This window comes from Paenalcaligenes hominis, assembly GCF_011927625.1.
In the GTDB taxonomy this organism is placed as follows: domain Bacteria; phylum Pseudomonadota; class Gammaproteobacteria; order Burkholderiales; family Burkholderiaceae_B; genus Paenalcaligenes; species Paenalcaligenes hominis.
Genome location: NZ_JAATIZ010000002.1, coordinates 537188 through 555520, shown reverse-complemented (window position 1 = coordinate 555520; position 18333 = coordinate 537188). Strand labels below are relative to the sequence as shown.

Genomic DNA, 18333 nt, shown 5'->3' with positions numbered 1-18333 from the left:
AGCGATTTAAAAAGCGTATTGGTCGCGCTTAGCGGCACTACGGCGCTGGAACCAGCTGATAATACGGCGACGCCATTTCTCTCGGAAGGAATCCATAGAGGTGGGATTGCTGATAATCTGCGCTCTGTAAAAAGACGGACATAAGATGGCGGCATGCGAGACTTCCCCACAGAGCCCACAGCCTACACAGCTATTCATTACTGTTGCCACGGGATCGGTACGTAAAGGATCGGGGTTAGGGCGAATAGACAAAGAAGGACAACCCGATAAACGAATACAAGAGTGATCGCCAGTACAGGTATCGGGATCCACACCAAAACGCTCACGTACGACGCGCTCACCGGCTGCCACCGCTTTGCGGACTTGGCCGCGCTCGCGACGTTGACGGTTCAACATACATTCACTTTGGGCAATCACTACCTTGGGGCCTTTAACCGAAGTGGTTAGGGCTTCTCGGAGTGTGTTGGTCATGGCTTTAAGGTCGTAGGTGCGTTTCACCGTTTGCAACCAATTGACCCCCACCCCACGAGCCGCTTTTTCAATTAAGTGGCCCGTGCTACGCGTTTCATTTTTAGCCTTAGAGGACAAAATATCTTGACCACCTGTGGCCGCGGTGTAACTGTTGTCCACCACAATCGTTAAGTTGTCGCTTTGATTAAAGACCGAGTTTGCAATGCCGCTGGTTAAGCCGTTATGCCAAAAACCGCCATCGCCCATGACAGAGATCGCCCGTTTTTTACTGCTAGTCGTATTTAATGCGGACGCTGCGGCCCCACCTAAGCCATAGCCCATCGTGGTGTTGCCTAGATTAAACGGAGGCAAAATAGAAAAGAGATGACAACCAATATCGGCACTGACGTGATGCTCGCCAAGCTCGCGCTCTACTAGCTTCATGGCCGTAAAGATGGGGCGTTCAGGGCAACCTGTACAAAACCCAGGCGGACGTGCATGCACGTTTTCATCGAGCGAACCCATCGGTTTGACTTCAGCGGCTTCAACCACGTCATTCAGCTGGGCTACCTCTACCTTAACGGTGCTACCAGTGTCTTCGGTGCGAGGCACGACACGCGGTTTGGGTGCAGGGATTGGTTCAATTCGGCCGTAATGCTCTAAGAAAGCACGAATCCCTTTCAACATGGTTTGGGTGTTGTATTCGCCAGCCATGGGCAAAAAGTCTTTACCGTGTAGCGCTACCTCTAAATCGGTGCGATTTAAAATCGCCGCAATATTTTGCTCGACGAAGTTAGGTTGGCCTTCTTCGAGGACCAACACGGCGCGTTTGCCCTCACAGAAGCGAATGAGCTCGGAGTCAATCAGCGGATACGCCACATTCATGACGTAAAGGGGGATTTTGGACTCGCCAAACACATCGGCCAGGTCCAGGTGCTCTAGGGCGCGAATAGCGCTGTTGTAGCCACCACCTTGAATAATTAAGCCGACGTCATCGTGTTCATCGCCAAAAAATTCGTTGAGCTGACGCTCTTCAATGAACTTAATCGCAGCAGGCCAACGTTGCTCGACTTTTTCTTTTTCGTGTAGGAAGCTTGCCGGAGGCAACACAATACGATCTACATCGCGTTCGGGGTGCTCCATGGCTTCTTTAAGGGAGAATTTCGCTGCTTTATTGTCGGAGGCCACAAACTGCCCATGAACGTGACAAGCGCGAATGCGTAGTTGCAACATAACGGGAGTGTTGCTAGCTTCGGATAAATCGAAACCATCTTTAACTGCTTGCACAATGCAAGGCAGGTTAGGGCGCGGATCCAGCATCCACATTTGGGATTTCATGGCAAAAGCATGGCTGCGCTCTTGCATGATGGAGGACCCCTCGCCGTAGTCTTCACCGACGATGATCAAAGCGCCGCCTTTAACGCCGCCCGAAGCCAAGTTGGCTAAAGCATCAGAAGCCACGTTGGTGCCTACTGTGGCCTTAAAGGTGACCGCACCACGCAAGGGGTAGTTGACCGAGGCCGCCAACGAGGCTGCTGCCGTGGCTTCGGATGCGCTGTTTTCAAAGCGAATACCGTGCTCGGTCAAGATATCTTGGGCGTCTGCCAACACATCCATAAGATGAGAAATGGGCGCACCTTGATAGCCAGCCACATACGATACGCCTGACTCTAATAAGGCTTTGGTCACCGCCAAAATGCCTTCACCACTAAAGACTTCGCCATCGCCTAGGCGCAGTTTTTTGACTTCCTCGACAAATGATCTTTCAGCCATGTTGTCCTCCTCATAATGCTTCTGATTCGATACCTATTATTTTCATATGAATATGTTTAGTTCTCAACATATGAATAGTAATGGTTTTCCCTAGGCGCATCGTTTTGTTTAAAAAAGAGCGAAATAGGCGTAGCTTAGGTATAGTGAACCCAATTTACAGTTATGCATAAGCAATTTTTAGATAGTTAGGGTGCGTGTGAATACCGAAGCGATTTTTGTAGATAATTACTTGCCAGCGTTACTGGCCCAAGCCAGTCAAATCATTTCGACTGAGTTTCATCAAGTGGTGCAGAAAAACGGATTATCGATTACCGAATGGCGTGTGCTATCCATTTTGTCTGGGGCAGGGGTGGTCAGCGTAGGCCAATTAGCCCGTATTGCCACAAGCAAGCAGCCAACGGTGACGCGAGTAGTAGATAAAATGGTAAATGCAGGTTATGTGCACCGTGTGGCACATAATGGGGATAGGCGCGTGTCATTAGTGGAAATTACAGAGCCTGGACGGGTGCTGATTTCAGGCTTGATAGAACAAGCTAAAAAACACGAATCCGAAGTTATAGAACGCCTCCAACCGTTAGATGTGGAGGCGCTAAAAGCGACATTGCGTCGATTGATTTTAGAAAATCGCGTCGACGAATAACTAGACCTTGAGTTGATGGTATTTGCGGCCGAACTCAACCGTAGCTTGAAAAAAGCCCTCTTTGCTCCCGCAATCGTAGCGCGTACCGTTGTAGTTGAAGCCAAACACCGGTTGTTCTTTTAGCAGGCTCGCAATCGCATCGGTTAATTGAATTTCGCCACCTACGCCGGGTGTGGTTTGGCGTAAATGTTCAAAAATTTCTGGTTCTAATACATAGCGTCCCACCACTGCCGAGCGGCTTGGTGCGACCTCGGGTGCTGGTTTTTCAACAATGCCATTCAAACGCATGGTCTGTCCGTTTACCGCTTGGCCTGACACAATCCCGTACTTGTCGGTGTGCTCTAAAGCCACTTGTTGTACCGCAATCACACTGCCATTGTTTTGATGTGCGGCCTCGACCATTTGCAACGAAACACAGGGCTCGGCGTCGATTAAATCATCGGCTAATAATACCAAAAAAGGTTCGTTGCCGACGATGGGGGCAGCGCATAAAACGGCGTGGCCTAAGCCTTTAGGTGTGGCTTGGCGTGTATAAATACAGCTAATGTGAGGCGGAAGTACGTTACGAACGATATCAAGCAGGGCGTGCTTTTGCTTGGCAGCGAGCTCGGCTTCCAATTCTGGCATACGGTCAAAATGGTCTTCAATTGCGCGTTTATTGCGACCTGTCACAAAAATCAACTCAGTGACACCGGCGGCAATGGCTTCTTCGACCGCGTATTGAATCAAGGGCTTATCCACGATGGGCAGCATTTCCTTGGGCATGGCTTTGGTAGCAGGAAGAAAGCGGGTGCCTAAACCAGCAACGGGGAAAACAGCTTTGCGAATAGGTTTCATACGAAAAGACCGAGTTAAGGTTGAGAGGAGCCAATATGAATGTTGGCATGATTAAAAAAAGGCTTAGGTGATGGGCTACGGCCTAATTCACTAGGCGCAACACCAAAAAAACCTTGACCATAAGCCAGTAAAAACAGGTTAACGATGACTAAAAATAGGGCAAAAGTACGCATACGAGATCCTTTTTAGCACTGCGTTGTCATATAGGCTAAACCATCTAAGACCGGAGTGGGTTGGTAGCGCAGCGCTTCGGGTGCCAGTTGCAGTTGGCGTTGGCGTTGCTGGTACGCTTGTTCCATTTCTGTTTGGATAAGCGCCCAACCGCCCCCGCTGCACACCAATAACGGTACACCAAGACCTAAGTCTAAGGCGAGTTGCCATTGCCGTAGCACGGCACCCGCTTGAGCGGCGGCAATTCCTGTGCTGATAGCGGCTCGGGTATGGGTCGGAAAATCTAACAGCCCCCCTGAGCCTTGCCCCAGTTTAGCTGTTTTTGTGGCCAGTGCCTCGTACATGAGCTGTGGGCCTGGCAAGATGAGACCGCCTTGGAAAAGAGCGGACTCGGTCGAAGTGGCGGCACGAATGGTATCTACTGTTGTGGCCGTACCAAAGCTGGCATGTACGATGGGGCGCGCTAAAGCATGATGATGTACGAGGACACCAATCAGTGATAGCCACCGATCGGCACCAAGCTGGCTAGGCTGATCGTAGCCATTGCGTAAGCGATCACAGGGCTGGGTGGCATCCAGCCAAATTATGTCGCACCCTATGCCCTGCAGCACCTGAAGCACTTGTTGTTCCACATCGGCTTTGGCGACAGAAATTAATAGGGCGCGCTTGGGTTGTAAGCCGTGGTGTTGCAGCCAAGGCACAAATTGATCTAGGTCTTGGGGAATGACGGCTAGGGTATGCTGTACACAGCGTTCCCCAGTAGCCAGTGCATAACCAAATTTAATGCGTGTGTTACCGATGTCTATCAATAAATTCATACCGTCGACTCAGGCTTAGTGGGGCGCACAGAAACCTCACCTACAGAAATCGCATGAGTTTGGCCCGAGCGCCGCAATAGCAACTGACCGTACTCGTTGATGCCTGCCCCCACCCCTTCGAGAAGAATTTGATCGTTATCGATAATGGACAAGGATTTGTCCCATAAGCCATCCACTTTCTTATAACGGGTGGGCAGATCCTTAAACCCATAGGCGGTGACATCATTCAGAGCTTGATACCAGCTTTTGGCAATCGAGGCCGCCAGTTCGGCGGCGCTGATGTCCTTTAGACTGGGGGATTCACTCACCACATCGGCCCAGTCTGCCACATGTCGATTCAATGCATGACTGAGCGCTTTGGCATCGTTAAGATTAACCCCAATGCCGATGATCACTACATGGTGATCCGCGCTTAATGGAGACGTACTCGCCCGGGTGACCTCGGTCAAAATGCCAGCGAGTTTGCCACCGCGCCACAAGATATCGTTAGGCCATTTCATGGTCAGTTTGTGTGCGTCTTGGATGGGTAGTAAAGCACGAAGTGCTTCGGTAGCAGCGACGCCAGCCAATGGTGATAAGGTGGCTAATTGCCGTGCAGGCAAGAAAATATCAAAGGCACAGGAAAACATGAGGTGCCCCCCACGGCGGTTTTCCCATGTGCGTCCGGCACGGCCTCGGCCGCGGTCTTGCAGATGGGCGCCAAGCAGCCAAGGGCGAATCAGTTGGCCCGAGCCAGCACGCGCTAGCTCTAAGAGATCTGCGTTGGTGGAATCAGTACGCTCGACCCAGCGTAGCGTAGGGAAAAAAGGAAGCAAGCTTTGAAGTTGTTGAATGATCATAGTGGGATCATCTAGACCAAGAGCGGCAGGGTAGGGCTTCGAGGGTAAACGGATGTTCACAGGCACGATACGTAGATTTAGTTAAAATAAAACACATTACTCCTATTATGGCATTTTAGACATGGAACGTATGCAGACTATTCAGTTCGAGGGCAAAGCAGGGCGCATTGATTGCGCAATGGACTGGCCCGAAACCCATCAACCTATTCGAGGTTGGGTTTTGTTATTGCATCCCCATCCTTTGCACGGGGGCGCACGGAATAATAAAGTCATTACCACCATGAGCCGCGCCGCTACGACTCAAGGCTTAGTTGTAGTACGGCCTGATTTCCGAGGGGTGGGCGCCTCTGAAGGCACCTTTGATCACGGTCATGGTGAAACGCTGGATATGTACGAGCTAGTCGTGCAGTTTCAAGCGCAATTTCCCGATATAGCACGCCACCCTTTCTTATTAGGTGGGTTTTCATTCGGAACCTCGGTAGCAGCACAGTTATATACTTTATTAAAACAGACAGGCTTAGCCACTCCACTGCATTTGGTTTTGGCTGGGTGTGCGGTAAAGCGTTTTCTGTTTGTGGATGCACTCGAGGTGCCGGCCCATACCTACCTAGTGCATGGGGCCGATGACGAGGTCGTACCAGTAGACGAAGCCATGGAGTTTGCCCAAACCCACGATTTAGCCGTCACTGTTATTCCTGCTGCCGGGCATTTTTTCCATGGCAAACTGATTTTGCTACGCGAATTAGTGGCGGCTCAATGGCAATTAGGTTTGATGCGTGCCGAGTCGTAGGGTTTTGTTACAAAACGTAGCGTACCAATTCCTCTTTAGCCATTCTTAGCACCGAATGCCGTGCCTATAATGGTACACACTTTCTTTTGCTCCTTATTAATGACGTCGAATTATGTTTAACAACGGTCGAATTTCCTTACGCCGCTACGTGGCGGCGCTAAGCCTAGCTTTTGTGCCTTTGCTCTCGGTAGCCCAAGAGCTAGCCTCAAACCCCACACTTGTCAGCGAGCTATCTACGATTCCTGCTCCCACCTTAGGCGCTAAGGCGTGGTTGAGCTTAGATGCAAATAGCGAGCAAATTATCGCGGCCCATAATATTGATGAGCGTATTGAGCCAGCCTCACTGACCAAGCTCATGACAGCCTATTTAGTCTTTGATGCGATCGAAGCCGGTCGATTAAGTCTAGATCAAGAAGTGACGGTATCTGAAAATGCGTGGCGTACTGAAGGGTCACGTATGTTTTTAAATCCTAATACACAAGTCACTGTCAACGAGCTATTGCAAGGGATGATTGTGCAGTCGGGTAACGACGCCACGGTGGTGTTAGCAGAAACCATTTCTGGTAGCGAGGAAGCCTTTGCTGCATTGATGAACGAGGAGGCTAAGCGCCAAGGGTTAAGCAACACGCATTTTGAAAATGGCAGTGGTTTACCGCACCCTGATCACCTCACCTCAGTGCGTGATTTAGGCATTTTGGCTAAAAATTTAGTCACCCGCTTTCCCCAGCATGTGCATTATTACAGCCAAAAAGAATACCTCTATAACAAAATCAATCAACCAAACCGCAATCGCTTGTTATGGTTAGATACCACTGTAGACGGCTTAAAGACCGGTCATACGAAATCAGCGGGGTATGGCTTAGTGACCACTGCCTTACGCGACGGTCGTCGAATTATTACGGTGGTGACGGGCACAGCCAATGATGCCGCTCGTACCGAAGACAGCTTAAAGCTTTTAAATTGGAGCTATCAGAACTTTGATACGGTAGAGCTTTACAAGCCTAACGAGCCGATTGTGAATGCTCGTATCTGGGAAGGCGAAACCGAAAACGTGGGTTTAGGTTTAAAACAGTCGGTATGGGTAACAGTCCCACGAGGTCGCTCTAATGACATCAAACCCACGGCACACTATGCTCAACCGTTAATGGCACCCGTCGCCCAAGACCAGCAAGTAGGCAATGTCACATTTAGCCTAGAGGATCACACACTAGCTAATGTGCCGTTATTGGCCTTAGAAAATGTGCCTCAAGCCGGCTTTGTGGGGCGTATGGTCGACAAGGTTCGCATGTGGTTTAACTAATTGACCGCTCTTTTCACTTTTTTATCATTGTTGTTACGAGGCAGACATGATTCCAAACGTAGATCCTGACACGATCGTCTACTTAAATGGCGATTACGTTCGTATTGCTGACGCCAAAATCTCTGTGCTGGATCGCGGTTTTATTTTTGGCGATGGTATTTACGATGTGGTGCCTGTGTATCAAGGCAAGCCGTTCCGTATTGAAGAGCATCTCGCGCGTTTAGAGCGCAGCTTAAAGTTGATTCAGCTTGACACTTCATTTACGCGCCAAGACTGGGAGCAATTAGTGCTTGATATGTTGGCGCGCGTGGGGCGAGGTCGCGACTGCCTCGTGTATTTGCACGTAACGCGTGGTGCGGCCAAACGCGATCATCCTTTCCCTGAAGGCAGTACACCTACTATCTTTTGTATGGTGAACCCTTTTGAGCGTCCTACCGAAGCACGTGAAAAGGGGTTGACGGCGGTAGCGACTCAGGATTTACGTTGGCTCATGTGCCACATTAAATCTATCTCGTTATTGGGTAATGTGCTGGCGCGTCAACAGGCCGTCGAAGCCGGTGTCGACGAGGTGATCCAGTTCCGAGACGGCTTTTTAACCGAGGGGTCTTCGACCAATATCTGGGTAGTTAAAGACGGCGTATTGCTTGCGCCACCACGCAATCACTTAATCCTTGAGGGCGTCCGCTATCGTTTGCTTGAAGAGCTTGCTGCCAGTGCCAATATTCCCTTTGAAGCACGCCCTATTTCAGAGGCAGAAGTGGCTGATGCCGATGAGCTTTTAATTACCTCTGCCACCAAAGAAGTGCTGCCTATTTTGCAGTACAACGGTAAAGCGGTTGGCAATGGGCAGCCCGGGCCTATTTACCAAGCGCTCAGAGCAGGGTACGATGAACGTATTGCGCAATTAGAAGGACACTAACATGGAAATCAAACCCGAAGATTCCCTAATTGAATACCCCTGTGTGTTTCCTATCAAGGTCATGGGTAAAGCCGTCCCTGAGTTCGAAGAGGTATTAATTGAGGTGGTCCTAGAACACGATCCTGATTACGACCGTGATACCTTAGTAAGCCGTCCTAGCGAAAAAGGCAATTACACCGGGCTCACCTTTCACATTAATGCGGTGTCACGCGAGCAGCTTGATGCGTTGTACAAAGCCTTGCATGGTCATCCTCTGGTGTCCATCGTGTTGTAATCAGGTAGGTGGTAGATGACGATGCAGTTGCGGTGGTTAAATGGCCAACCCGATTACACGCTGATTTGGCAGGCCATGCAGGACTACACCAATACACGGCATGCCGATAGCCCAGACGAAATCTGGTTACTCGAGCACCCTGCAGTCTATACGTTGGGTCAAGCTGGCAAAGCCGAACATATCCTCAATGCCCACGCTATTCCTATTGTTAATACAGACCGTGGTGGGCAGGTCACCTACCACGGGCCGGGTCAGCTTATTGCCTATTGTTTAATTGATTTACGCCGTCAAGGTCTATACGTACGCGAGTACGTGGCCAAACTGGAAACGGCCATTATTCAGACTTTGGCGCATTTCGGCATTGCTAGCGAACGTAAAGAAAATGCACCGGGGGTGTATGTACGTGGCGATTCCGTACGTAATACCCATTATGCTCCTGATGAATTCGTTAAGATTGCTGCCCTCGGTGTTAAAATACGAAATGGTCGCAGTTACCATGGTTTGTCTTTAAATGTCGATATGGACTTACGCCCCTTCGATGGTATCAATCCGTGTGGGTATGCGGGTCTAGGCACCACCGATATGCGCTCATGTGGCCAGACGGTCAGTCTGGAGCAGGTAGGTCAGGTCTTGTCTTTACAGCTAAAACACCAATTTAGCGCTACTACTGAAAAAGCTTATGAATAACGTGAATACTCCCAAACCGACAGTGCGTCCTCGTGAATACGACCCGATGCAAAAGCAGAAAGCAGAAGACAAAACCTCACGCTTGCCCATCAAGATCGTTCAAACCGAGCGTTTGAAGAAACCGGATTGGATTCGTGTTAAAGCTGCTGCGCCTAGCTCGCGTTTTTACGACATTAAAACCATTTTGCGCGAGCGCAATCTCTATACGGTGTGCGAGGAAGCCTCCTGCCCTAACATTGGCGAATGTTTCGGTAAAGGCACGGCTACCTTTATGATCATGGGCGATAAATGTACCCGTCGCTGTCCGTTTTGCGATGTGGGGCATGGTCGCCCCGACCCGCTCGATACCGACGAGCCCATTAATTTAGCCAAAGCCATCGGCGCGATGCGTTTGTCGTACGTTGTGGTTACCTCTGTAGACCGCGACGATTTGCGCGATGGCGGGGCGGCTCACTTTGTGGAGTGCATTGACAAGGTGCGCGAGCATTCACCTCATACGACTATCGAGGTCTTAGTGCCTGATTTCCGTGGTCGTTTAGATCGTGCCTTAGATATTTTCGAGCAAAGTCCGCCTGATGTCATGAATCACAACCTTGAAACCATTCCACGCCTATACAAGCAGGCGCGGCCTGGTGCAGACTACGAGCACTCATTAAAATTGCTTTCTCAATTTAAAGAGCGCTGCCCCACTGTGCCGACTAAATCTGGCTTAATGGTGGGTCTAGGTGAAACCAACGAGGAAATTCTCGAGGTCATGCGCGATCTACGAGCCCATAACGTCGATATGCTCACCATTGGTCAGTACTTGCAGCCTTCTGAACACCATTTACCGGTGTTGCGTTACGTCACGCCGGACGAGTTCAAAGAGCTAGAGCAAAAAGCCTATGAAATGGGTTTTACCCATGCTGCGATTGGTGCCATGGTGCGCTCGTCCTATCATGCCGATCAGCAGGCCGAGGCGGCTGGTGTGGCCTAGGCTCAAAGCCTCTACCCACTAAAAAAGGGCCATAGGCCCTTTTTTATTTTCTGTTGTTTCTAAGAGGGGGCAATCCATTGGATGGGGGTTTGACCATGAGCCTCGAGCCAAGCATTACATTGCTTAAATTGCCCACTGCCTATAAAGGGCGTAGGTTTTCGTTTAGCAGCTAAAGGCGAGGGGTGGTTTGAGCGTAGAATTTCAATTGGACCCGTTTTATGGGCGTTGATCAGCTCGATTTTGGCTTGCGCATGATTGCCCCACAGCATAAAGACTTTGGGTGTGTCTAAGGTGAGTAAATGCTGCAAGATGCCGTCGCTGATGTGCTCCCAGCCTTTGTTGGCATGCGACGCTGCCTTGCCGTCTTCGACGGTAAGCGAAGTATTTAAAAGCAGCACCCCTTGCTCTACCCAAGGGGTAAGGTCGTGGCGTGGCGGGTAATTGGCGTACTCGGGGTATTCCAAATGCAGTTCTTCGTAGATATTGCGCAAGCTAGGCGGACACGGTACATAGTCGGGCACCGAAAAGGCCAAGCCCTGAGCTTGGCCTGGGCCGTGGTAGGGGTCTTGGCCTAAGATAATGACCTTGATGTCAGCCGGCTGACACAAAGTTAAAGCATAAAAAGGATTGGATGGATAAATAACAGCCCCTGCTGAGAGCCGTTGTTTTAGCCAGTAATCAAGCAGTTGTAGTTTGGTTTGTAGAGGTTCTTGTTGAAGTACAGACTGCCATTCAGGAGACAATGCCGCAACCAAAGGCTGAAGAGAGCCAGTTAATTGATTAAGCGTTTCTGGCTGATCTAACAGCCCTAGTTGTTGCATGTGCATAAAAAATAGGTGTGTTTAGTTAAAAAACAGTTGCTCTAACGCCACCCCGGGGTCGGGCTGGCGCATAAACGCTTCGCCCACTAAAAATGCGTTTACCTGATGATCGCGCATCGTTTTCACATCATCAGCATTAAGAATACCACTTTCTGTGATGATCAGCTTGCCTTCGGGGATTAAATCAAGTAAATCAATGGTGTTTTGCAAGCTGGTTTCAAAGGTACGCAAGTTGCGGTTATTAATGCCAAGCAAAGAACTTTTGAGTTGTAAGGCGGTATCCAGCTCGTCTTTGTCATGAACCTCGACTAATACGTCCATGCCTAATTCGTGGGCTAGGGCTTCCAGTTCAAGTAACTGGTTAAGGCTAAGGGCGGCCACAATGAGCAAAATACAATCGGCGCCAATGGCGCGCGCATGGATAACCTGATAGGGGTCCACCATAAAGTCTTTGCGCAGCACAGGCAATGCGCAGGCCGCACGGGCTTGGCGGAGATGGTCGTAGGCCCCTTGAAAATACTGCATATCGGTTAATACCGATAAGCAGGCCGCGCCATGGGCTGCATAACTGGTGGCAATTTCAGTGGGGTTAAAGTTTTCGCGGATTACGCCTTTAGAGGGCGAGGCTTTTTTTACCTCAGCAATGACAGCGGGTTGCCCTTGGCTAGTTTTGTAGTTCAATGCACGCACAAAACCACGCACATCTTTACGACTTTTAGCTTCGCGTAATAAATCGGCTTCGCTGCGCAACTGACGCGCTGCGGCGACTTCTTCTTTTTTGGTTTGGAGAATTTTAGCGAGAATATCGTTCATGCTGTTAGTTTCCGAGTATACGTACAAAATTCATCAAGCTTAGCGCGTGCTGCGCCCGATGCAATCATATCAAATGCAATGCGCAAACCGCTTTCAATCGAGTCAGCGCCATTGCCAGCATAGATAGCTAGGCCCGCATTAAACGCCACAATGTCGCGAGCGGTGCCTTCGATGTTATCCAGGGCTTCTTTGATCATTAACGCGGACTCTTCTTTGGAGTCCACGCGAATTGAGCGGTTGGAGCTCATGGTCATACCGAAATCTTCGGGATGGATCTCGTACTCAAAGACTTGATCGTTTTTGAGTTCGCCTACTAAGGTAGAAGCCCCTGTCGAGGCCTCGTCCATTCCATCCTTGCCGTGCACAATTAAAACATGTTTTGCGCCAAGCCGTTGCATGGCTCGGACCTGAATGCCCACTAGGTCAGCATGAAACACGCCCATGAGCTGATTTGCGGCGCCGGCAGGGTTGGTTAGTGGCCCAAGTATATTAAATAGTGTGCGTACGCCCAACTCTTTACGAACAGCGGCAATGTTTTTCATGGCACTGTGATGGGCGGGGGCAAACATGAACCCTATGTTGATGTCCTCAATGCTTTGAGCGACTTGCTCGGGGTGCAAGTCTAAGTTTGCGCCCAATGCCTCTAAGACGTCCGCACTGCCTGACGAGGAAGACGCACTACGGCCACCGTGCTTTGCGACTTTGACGCCTGCGGCTGCCACCACGAACATGGCGGCGGTAGAGATATTAAAGGTGTTGCTGCCATCGCCTCCGGTGCCACACATATCAAGCAACTCGTCTGGGTTGTGAGTGATGACCGGAGTGGCAAACTCACGCATGACCTCAGCCGCAGCGGCAATTTCCCCTATGGTTTCTTTTTTTACCCGTAGCCCCATTAATAGCGCACTTGCCATGACGGGTGACATTTCGCCTCGCATTAACATGCGCATTAAATGCAGCATTTCATCATGGAAAATTTCACGGTGCTCAATGCAGCGTACAAGGGCCTCGCTAGGCGTAATGGTCATGCGTTCTTTTTTCATCGTTGTCTCTTAAGCTTCTAAAAAATTTTTTAATAGTTGGTGGCCATGTTCGCTCAGAATGGATTCAGGGTGAAACTGCACAGCGCTGATAGGCAACGTTTTATGGCGTAACCCCATAATTTCCCCATCCTCTGTTTGCGCTGTAATAGCAAGGCAGTCGGGAAGGCTGTCTGCTTCGACGGCTAAGGAGTGATAGCGCGTGACGTTCATTGGATTAGGTAGATCTTTAAACACATCGGATCCGTCATGACGAATGGCTGACACTTTGCCATGCATGATTTGCTTGGCATGCACAACCTTGCCGCCGAAAGCTTGAGCAATGGCTTGGTGCCCCAAACACACTCCTAGCAAAGGCACTTTGCCTGCAAAGTGTGTAATCACATCCAGACTAATGCCCGCATGGTCTGGGTTGCTAGGGCCAGGAGAAATACAAATATAGGACGGGTTGAGGGCTTCAATATCGGCGAGCGTGCACTGATCATTGCGGCGTACCTCAACGCTTTGACCAAGCTCTTGGAAATAATGCACCAAGTTATAGGTAAATGAATCGTAGTTGTCGAGCATAAATAACATGAGAGGTCCTTTAAAAAACAGAGCGCGTACAAATTAAAATAAAGTGCGACTAAATAGGTTCATCCAAACCAAATTGGACTTGTTCTGCAGCGCGCAACATGGCGCGCGCTTTGGCCTCTGTTTCTTGCCACTCGAGTTCGGGGACGGAGTCGGCCACGATTCCCGCAGCGGCTTGGACGTAGAGCTGGCCGTCTTGAATAACACCAGTACGAATGGCGATCGCTAAATCCATTTCACCACTGTAGCTGAGGTAGCCAGCGGCACCACCGTAAATACCACGCCGTACTGGCTCGAGTTCATCAATAATTTCCATTGCACGCACTTTGGGTGCACCCGTTAACGTACCGGCTGGAAAGCTGGCTTTCAATACATCCATACTGCTCATTTGCTCTTGAAGCTCACCACGCACGTTCGACACCAAATGCTGCACATGCGAATAGCGCTCAATGCTCATGGTGTCAGTGACTTCGACCGTACCGGCTTTAGTGATGCGTCCTAAGTCGTTGCGGGCTAAATCAATCAACATGACATGTTCTGCGCATTCTTTGGGGTCGGCTTTAAGCTCAGCAGCCAGTAGTTCGTCTTCCTCAGGCGTGGCACCACGGCGGCGTGTGCCCGCAAGAGGACGTATCGTGACATAGTGTTTGTCTTCACCGTGAACGGTTTGCTGCTCTTGGCGGACTAAAATTTCAGGTGATGATCCAACCACTTGGAAATCATCAAAGTTCCAGTAGTACATGTAAGGGGAGGGGTTTAGCGAACGTAGCGCACGGTATAACGAGAGAGGGGAATCTCGGAACGGCTTCGTGATGACCTGACCAATTTGTACCTGCATGATCTCGCCATCGGTAATGTATTGCTTGGCTTGTGCCACTGCCTCTAGGTAGTCCGCCTTAGCAAAGGTACGCTGCTCAAAGGTTTCCATGCTAGCGTAGGCGTAGGGAATCGTCACCGGGTGACGCAGTTTTTCTCGCAGTTCGCGCAAACGACGGCGTGCATGGGTAAAGCTTTCAGCGATATTTGGGTCGGCATAGACAATCAAGTACGTGCGACCTGCTAAATTGTCCACAATCACCAGCTCATCAATATGCAACAGCAGTAAATCGGGGGTGCCGGTTTGGCCTTCAGGAAAGGGGTTCACCGCTGGGCCTAAGCTGGTCTCAATATGGCGGACGGTATCATAGCCAAAGTAACCCGCCAAACCACCACAAAAACGGGGCATGCCTGGACGCAGGGCGACATGAAAACGTTTTTGATAGCTTTCTACAAAGTCGAGGGGGTTGCCTTCGTGGGTTTCAACGACTTTGCCTTCATGCACGACTTCCGTTGTGGTGCCTGTGGCACGAATAATCGTCTTTGCTGGCAAGCCAATAAAAGAATACCGTCCAAACTGCTCGCCACCGATAACCGACTCCATCAGGCAGCTATTGGCGCCGTGTGCGGTACTGGTGTGAGCCAGCTTCAGGTAGATGGAAAGAGGGGTGTCTAAGTCCGCATAGGTTTCTACAATCAGAGGAATGCGGTTAAATCCCTGTGCTGCAAGAGCTTTAAATTCAATTTCAGTCATGGTATGAGGCCTTTGATTCCATAAAGCGATCAAGGAGCCGGACTGATTGGGTAACTAAAAAGCCCGGCTCTGTGAAGAGTTCCGGGCTTTTAGTGCACGTCGTGTAAATGAAAACTATAAGTACAGTTACACGGCGGCCTTTAGTACAGACGACCCGGAACCCAAACGCCACCAGCGCCAATAGGCGCCATAGATGGAATAAGAATTGCGGTTCGTTTGCATGAATGTATGGGTATTAATGAGTCGTATTCGGTTGGGCTGCCCATTGAGCTGCCTCGACAATACTAAAAACTATACCATCACAATCTAAATCTTGCACATCTTTCCCTTCGTTATAACCGTAAGGTACGAGCAAGACATCAATTCCGGCCTGACGCGCAGCAATACTGTCATTACCCGAGTCGCCAATAACTAAGGCGTCTGCTGGGCTAACCCCCAGTTTTTCACACGCATACAGAAAAGGCATAGGGTGTGGTTTTTTTTCTGCACAGGTGTCGCCGCCCACCAGTAAATCAAAGTAATGATCTAGGTGCATAAGGCGCAGTAGGTCGGGTACAAATTGCATGGGTTTATTTGTGACCACGGCTAAGCGACAGCCAGCTTGCTGAAAGCGGTCTAACCCTTCAGTAACCCCAGGGAACACCTTGGAAATGCTGTGTTTAGTCTGATGGTCGTAATGGTGAGCAAATAAACGCCGTGCTTGCTGTTGAAGTGTGGGGTCAATGGAGGCTTGTTGGGTGACTTCTTTAAGGCAGAGATCAATCAGATGATGGGTGCCTTTACCTACAAACGTGCTGATTTGCTCGACAGATAAGGCAGCAAAGCCCAAATCGTGCAGCATTAAATTCGCCCCTTGGGCAATATCAGGGATGGAATCAACTAAGGTACCATCTAAGTCAAACAAAACCGCTTTATAACGCATTTAAGTGCTCCGGCTGAGTAAATAAGGCTAAGTGTAGCGTGAGAAATGAACGGTGTACGTCTTGTAATGAATGATACCTTTATGACAACAGTTGTTTAAATTGTCACAATCCTATATAAATGTAGACGATTCTTTTTCCTTTCACAAAACCTGCTGCTCCACAAAGTAAAATAATGATGAAGGCTGCTTTTGAAGATGTACTGCGCCACCAGCGGTTAACTCCTTTGTTTCAACCTATAGTAGACATACAAAACCAAAAATTAGTGGGGTATGAGGCGCTGATTCGTGGCCCTCAGGACAGTCATTTTGCTACGCCTTTGGTGTTGTTTAAGGTAGCACGAAAATTAAATAGGCAACGTGAATTAGAACAGTTATGTTGTCGCTTACAGATTGCTGAGTTTTGCCGTCAGGGGCTAGAGGGATGGTTATTTTTAAATCTCAGCCCGCAGCTTTTCATTGAGCTATCGCAATTGGAAGAGCATCAAAAGCCATGGTGTAGTGCTGGAACGCAGCAGCCTCGTGTGGTGATCGAACTCAGTGAGCAAGAGCTCAGTCGAGACTATGTGCAGTTGCGTATGGCGGCAGAGCGTTGCCGCCGTCAAAATGTGCGTTTTGCTATTGATGATTTAGGCGAAGGCTATGCATCGCTGCGCCTATGGTCAGAGCTGCAGCCAGAGTTTGTGAAATTGGACCGCTATTTTACGCAGCACCTACATCGGCATCCGTTTAAGCAAAAGCTGATCGAAGCCATTAGTCAGGTGGCCCAAGCGCATCAGACCTATGTGATTGCCGAAGGCGTAGAGCAAAAGCGTCAGCTTGATGTATTGCAAGCGCTTGGGGTAAGCCATGCTCAGGGGTATTACTTTGGATACCCACAGGCGACCCCCAAGCGCGAATGTGAAATGGGTTGGTCGGCCTAAGCGGATAAGCTATCAGCGGTGGCGATTTCGGCCCGCATTGCCTGAATTTCATTAGCATAATCGCTTTTACCAAAAATAGCGGACCCAGCCACAAACGCATCAGCCCCCGCAGCACGGATGCTTTGGATATTTTGGGCTGTCACCCCGCCATCGACTTGAAGATGGATAGGGTGGCCGCCTTGGTCTATCCAGCGATCAATGCGTGCGCGCGCATGGCGTAGCTTATCGAGTGTGCCCGGGATGAATTTTTGCCCCCCAAAACCGGGGTTAACCGACATTAATAGAATCAAGTCGATTTTATCCATGACGTAGTCGAGATAGCTAAGCGGTGTGCCAGGGTTAAACACCAACCCAGCCTTGCACCCGTGTTCCTTGATAAGACCTAACGTGCGGTCAATATGACGTGAGGCCTCGGGGTGAAAGCTAATAAAGTTGGCACCCGCTTTAGCAAAAGGCTCGATCAAGCTGTCTACCGGCTCGACCATCAAATGCACATCAATAGGCGCTTGGGTATGGGGGCGTAGCGCAGCACACACCATGGGGCCAAAGCTAAGGTTAGGGACATAATGATTGTCCATCACGTCAAAATGAATCCAGTCTGCGCCGGCCGCGATCACATCGCGTACTTCTTCGCCTAGACGGGCAAAATCAGCAGCCAAAATACTAGGGGCAATAAGAGCAGGTTGTTTGTGAGACATAACAATAAGAGCTAAGAATGGGGGGTACAATGCGCACAACAAGTGAGTAATTCTCAGTGCTGTGGTGTAATACATAATGGCATTGTAATCAGCTATTAGATCTGGAGCGAACTTATTTCTATGCAGTCTAACGATATGGTGGTGGTTGTTACACCTAGTTACCTTCCCGAACAGTCGGAACCAAATCAACACCGATATTTATTCTCCTACCACGTCCAAGTGCGTAATAATAGTGCCCAAGCGGCGCAACTCATTAGTCGTCACTGGGTGATCACCGATGCCGAGCAAAACGTCCAAGAGGTAAAAGGCCTCGGTGTAGTAGGCAAACAACCTCTAATTGGGCCAGGCGAGGTTTTTGAGTACAGCAGTGGCTGCCCCTTACCCACGCCGTTTGGCACGATGAAAGGCTCTTTTCATTTTGTGGGTGAAAACGGCGTGCCCTTTGATGTGCGCATTGATGAGTTTGTGTTATCTATGCCGCGAACTTTACATTAATTTGAGG

21 protein-coding genes are annotated in these 18333 nt (G+C 49.7%); 9 read left to right on the top strand and 12 right to left on the bottom strand.

The window, feature by feature from the left end; genetic code table 11:
* Positions 1-6 precede the first annotated feature (6 nt).
* Positions 7-2223: a thiamine pyrophosphate-dependent enzyme gene (locus GGR41_RS06695; protein WP_167661165.1), complete on the bottom strand. Its 2217-nt coding sequence runs from the start codon at positions 2221-2223 to the stop codon at positions 7-9.
* 196 nt (positions 2224-2419) lie between these two features.
* Here GGR41_RS06695 and GGR41_RS06690 point away from each other — a divergent pair, with 196 nt between their 5' ends.
* Positions 2420-2863 carry a MarR family winged helix-turn-helix transcriptional regulator gene (locus GGR41_RS06690; protein ID WP_229711033.1) on the top strand — a complete coding sequence of 148 codons (444 nt, stop codon included), beginning with the start codon at positions 2420-2422 and terminating at the stop codon, positions 2861-2863.
* Here the strand turns inward: GGR41_RS06690 and galU are convergent, their stop codons facing one another.
* Genes galU through GGR41_RS06670 form a run of 4 tightly spaced genes read right to left on the bottom strand, consistent with a single transcriptional unit; the run spans position 2864 to position 5588 of the window.
* A complete protein-coding gene (gene galU / locus GGR41_RS06685) occupies positions 2864-3700 on the bottom strand; it encodes a UTP--glucose-1-phosphate uridylyltransferase GalU (RefSeq protein WP_167661164.1) in 837 nt (278 codons plus the stop codon).
* 14 nt (positions 3701-3714) lie between these two features.
* The gene (locus GGR41_RS06680) at positions 3715-3873 is read right to left on the bottom strand and encodes a hypothetical protein (RefSeq protein ID WP_167661163.1); all 159 of its coding nucleotides are present in this window, start codon (positions 3871-3873) and stop codon (positions 3715-3717) included.
* A 12-nt stretch (positions 3874-3885) separates the two neighbouring features.
* Complete coding sequence (locus GGR41_RS06675; RefSeq protein ID WP_167661162.1) at positions 3886-4689, bottom strand: type III pantothenate kinase; 804 nt, start codon at positions 4687-4689, stop codon at positions 3886-3888.
* Positions 4686-5588 carry a biotin--[acetyl-CoA-carboxylase] ligase gene (locus tag GGR41_RS06670; RefSeq protein WP_338112422.1) on the bottom strand — a complete coding sequence of 301 codons (903 nt, stop codon included), beginning with the start codon at positions 5586-5588 and terminating at the stop codon, positions 4686-4688. Before GGR41_RS06670 ends, GGR41_RS06675 begins: the two co-directional genes overlap by 4 nt.
* 61 nt (positions 5589-5649) lie before the next feature.
* On the opposite strand from GGR41_RS06670, the gene GGR41_RS06665 reads away from it, so the two are divergent.
* The 6 genes from GGR41_RS06665 (at position 5650) to lipA (ending at position 10474) form a co-directional block, all read left to right on the top strand.
* Entirely contained in the window at positions 5650-6318 is a 669-nt protein-coding gene (locus GGR41_RS06665; RefSeq protein ID WP_167661161.1) for an alpha/beta hydrolase, read from the top strand.
* Between the two features lie 112 nt (positions 6319-6430).
* A complete protein-coding gene (locus tag GGR41_RS06660) occupies positions 6431-7618 on the top strand; it encodes a D-alanyl-D-alanine carboxypeptidase family protein (protein WP_167661160.1) in 1188 nt (395 codons plus the stop codon).
* A 46-nt stretch (positions 7619-7664) separates the two neighbouring features.
* Positions 7665-8537 (top strand): D-amino acid aminotransferase, encoded by an 873-nt coding sequence (locus tag GGR41_RS06655; RefSeq protein WP_167661159.1) that lies wholly within the window; start codon positions 7665-7667, stop codon positions 8535-8537.
* Between the two features lies 1 nt (position 8538).
* Complete coding sequence (locus tag GGR41_RS06650; protein ID WP_077734311.1) at positions 8539-8811, top strand: DUF493 family protein; 273 nt, start codon at positions 8539-8541, stop codon at positions 8809-8811.
* Positions 8812-8826: 15 nt separating this feature from the next.
* Positions 8827-9498, top strand: a complete 672-nt coding sequence (lipB, locus tag GGR41_RS06645; RefSeq protein ID WP_167661158.1) for a lipoyl(octanoyl) transferase LipB — start codon at positions 8827-8829, stop codon at positions 9496-9498.
* Positions 9491-10474, top strand: coding sequence for a lipoyl synthase (lipA, locus tag GGR41_RS06640; protein WP_077734313.1), 984 nt, complete (start codon positions 9491-9493; stop codon positions 10472-10474). The genes lipB and lipA overlap by 8 nt, the downstream gene beginning before the upstream one ends.
* A 59-nt stretch (positions 10475-10533) precedes the next feature.
* On the opposite strand, the gene GGR41_RS06635 is transcribed toward lipA, so the two are convergent.
* The 6 genes from GGR41_RS06635 to GGR41_RS06610 form a co-directional block, all read right to left on the bottom strand.
* Positions 10534-11301, bottom strand: coding sequence for a uracil-DNA glycosylase (locus GGR41_RS06635; protein ID WP_229711034.1), 768 nt, complete (start codon positions 11299-11301; stop codon positions 10534-10536).
* Between the two features lie 15 nt (positions 11302-11316).
* The gene (gene trpC, locus GGR41_RS06630; protein ID WP_167661157.1) at positions 11317-12108 is read right to left on the bottom strand and encodes an indole-3-glycerol phosphate synthase TrpC; all 792 of its coding nucleotides are present in this window, start codon (positions 12106-12108) and stop codon (positions 11317-11319) included.
* A complete protein-coding gene (gene trpD / locus GGR41_RS06625) occupies positions 12105-13136 on the bottom strand; it encodes an anthranilate phosphoribosyltransferase (RefSeq protein ID WP_077735012.1) in 1032 nt (343 codons plus the stop codon). Before trpD ends, trpC begins: the two co-directional genes overlap by 4 nt.
* Positions 13137-13160: 24 nt before the next feature.
* Positions 13161-13724, bottom strand: a complete 564-nt coding sequence (locus GGR41_RS06620) for an anthranilate synthase component II (RefSeq protein ID WP_167661156.1) — start codon at positions 13722-13724, stop codon at positions 13161-13163.
* A gap of 49 nt (positions 13725-13773) precedes the next feature.
* A complete protein-coding gene (trpE, locus tag GGR41_RS06615; protein ID WP_167661155.1) occupies positions 13774-15291 on the bottom strand; it encodes an anthranilate synthase component I in 1518 nt (505 codons plus the stop codon).
* Positions 15292-15526: 235 nt separating this feature from the next.
* Complete coding sequence (locus GGR41_RS06610; protein ID WP_167661154.1) at positions 15527-16213, bottom strand: phosphoglycolate phosphatase; 687 nt, start codon at positions 16211-16213, stop codon at positions 15527-15529.
* Positions 16214-16386: 173 nt separating this feature from the next.
* Here GGR41_RS06610 and GGR41_RS06605 point away from each other — a divergent pair, with 173 nt between their 5' ends.
* On the top strand, positions 16387-17133 hold the full coding sequence (locus GGR41_RS06605) for an EAL domain-containing protein (RefSeq protein ID WP_167661153.1): 747 nt from the start codon (positions 16387-16389) through the stop codon (positions 17131-17133).
* On the opposite strand, the gene rpe is transcribed toward GGR41_RS06605, so the two are convergent.
* Positions 17130-17831: a ribulose-phosphate 3-epimerase gene (rpe, locus tag GGR41_RS06600; RefSeq protein WP_167661152.1), complete on the bottom strand. Its 702-nt coding sequence runs from the start codon at positions 17829-17831 to the stop codon at positions 17130-17132. The two genes, GGR41_RS06605 and rpe, sit on opposite strands and share 4 nt — an antisense overlap.
* A 120-nt stretch (positions 17832-17951) precedes the next feature.
* Here rpe and apaG point away from each other — a divergent pair, with 120 nt between their 5' ends.
* Complete coding sequence (gene apaG / locus GGR41_RS06595; protein WP_167661151.1) at positions 17952-18326, top strand: Co2+/Mg2+ efflux protein ApaG; 375 nt, start codon at positions 17952-17954, stop codon at positions 18324-18326.
* Positions 18327-18333 lie beyond the last annotated feature (7 nt).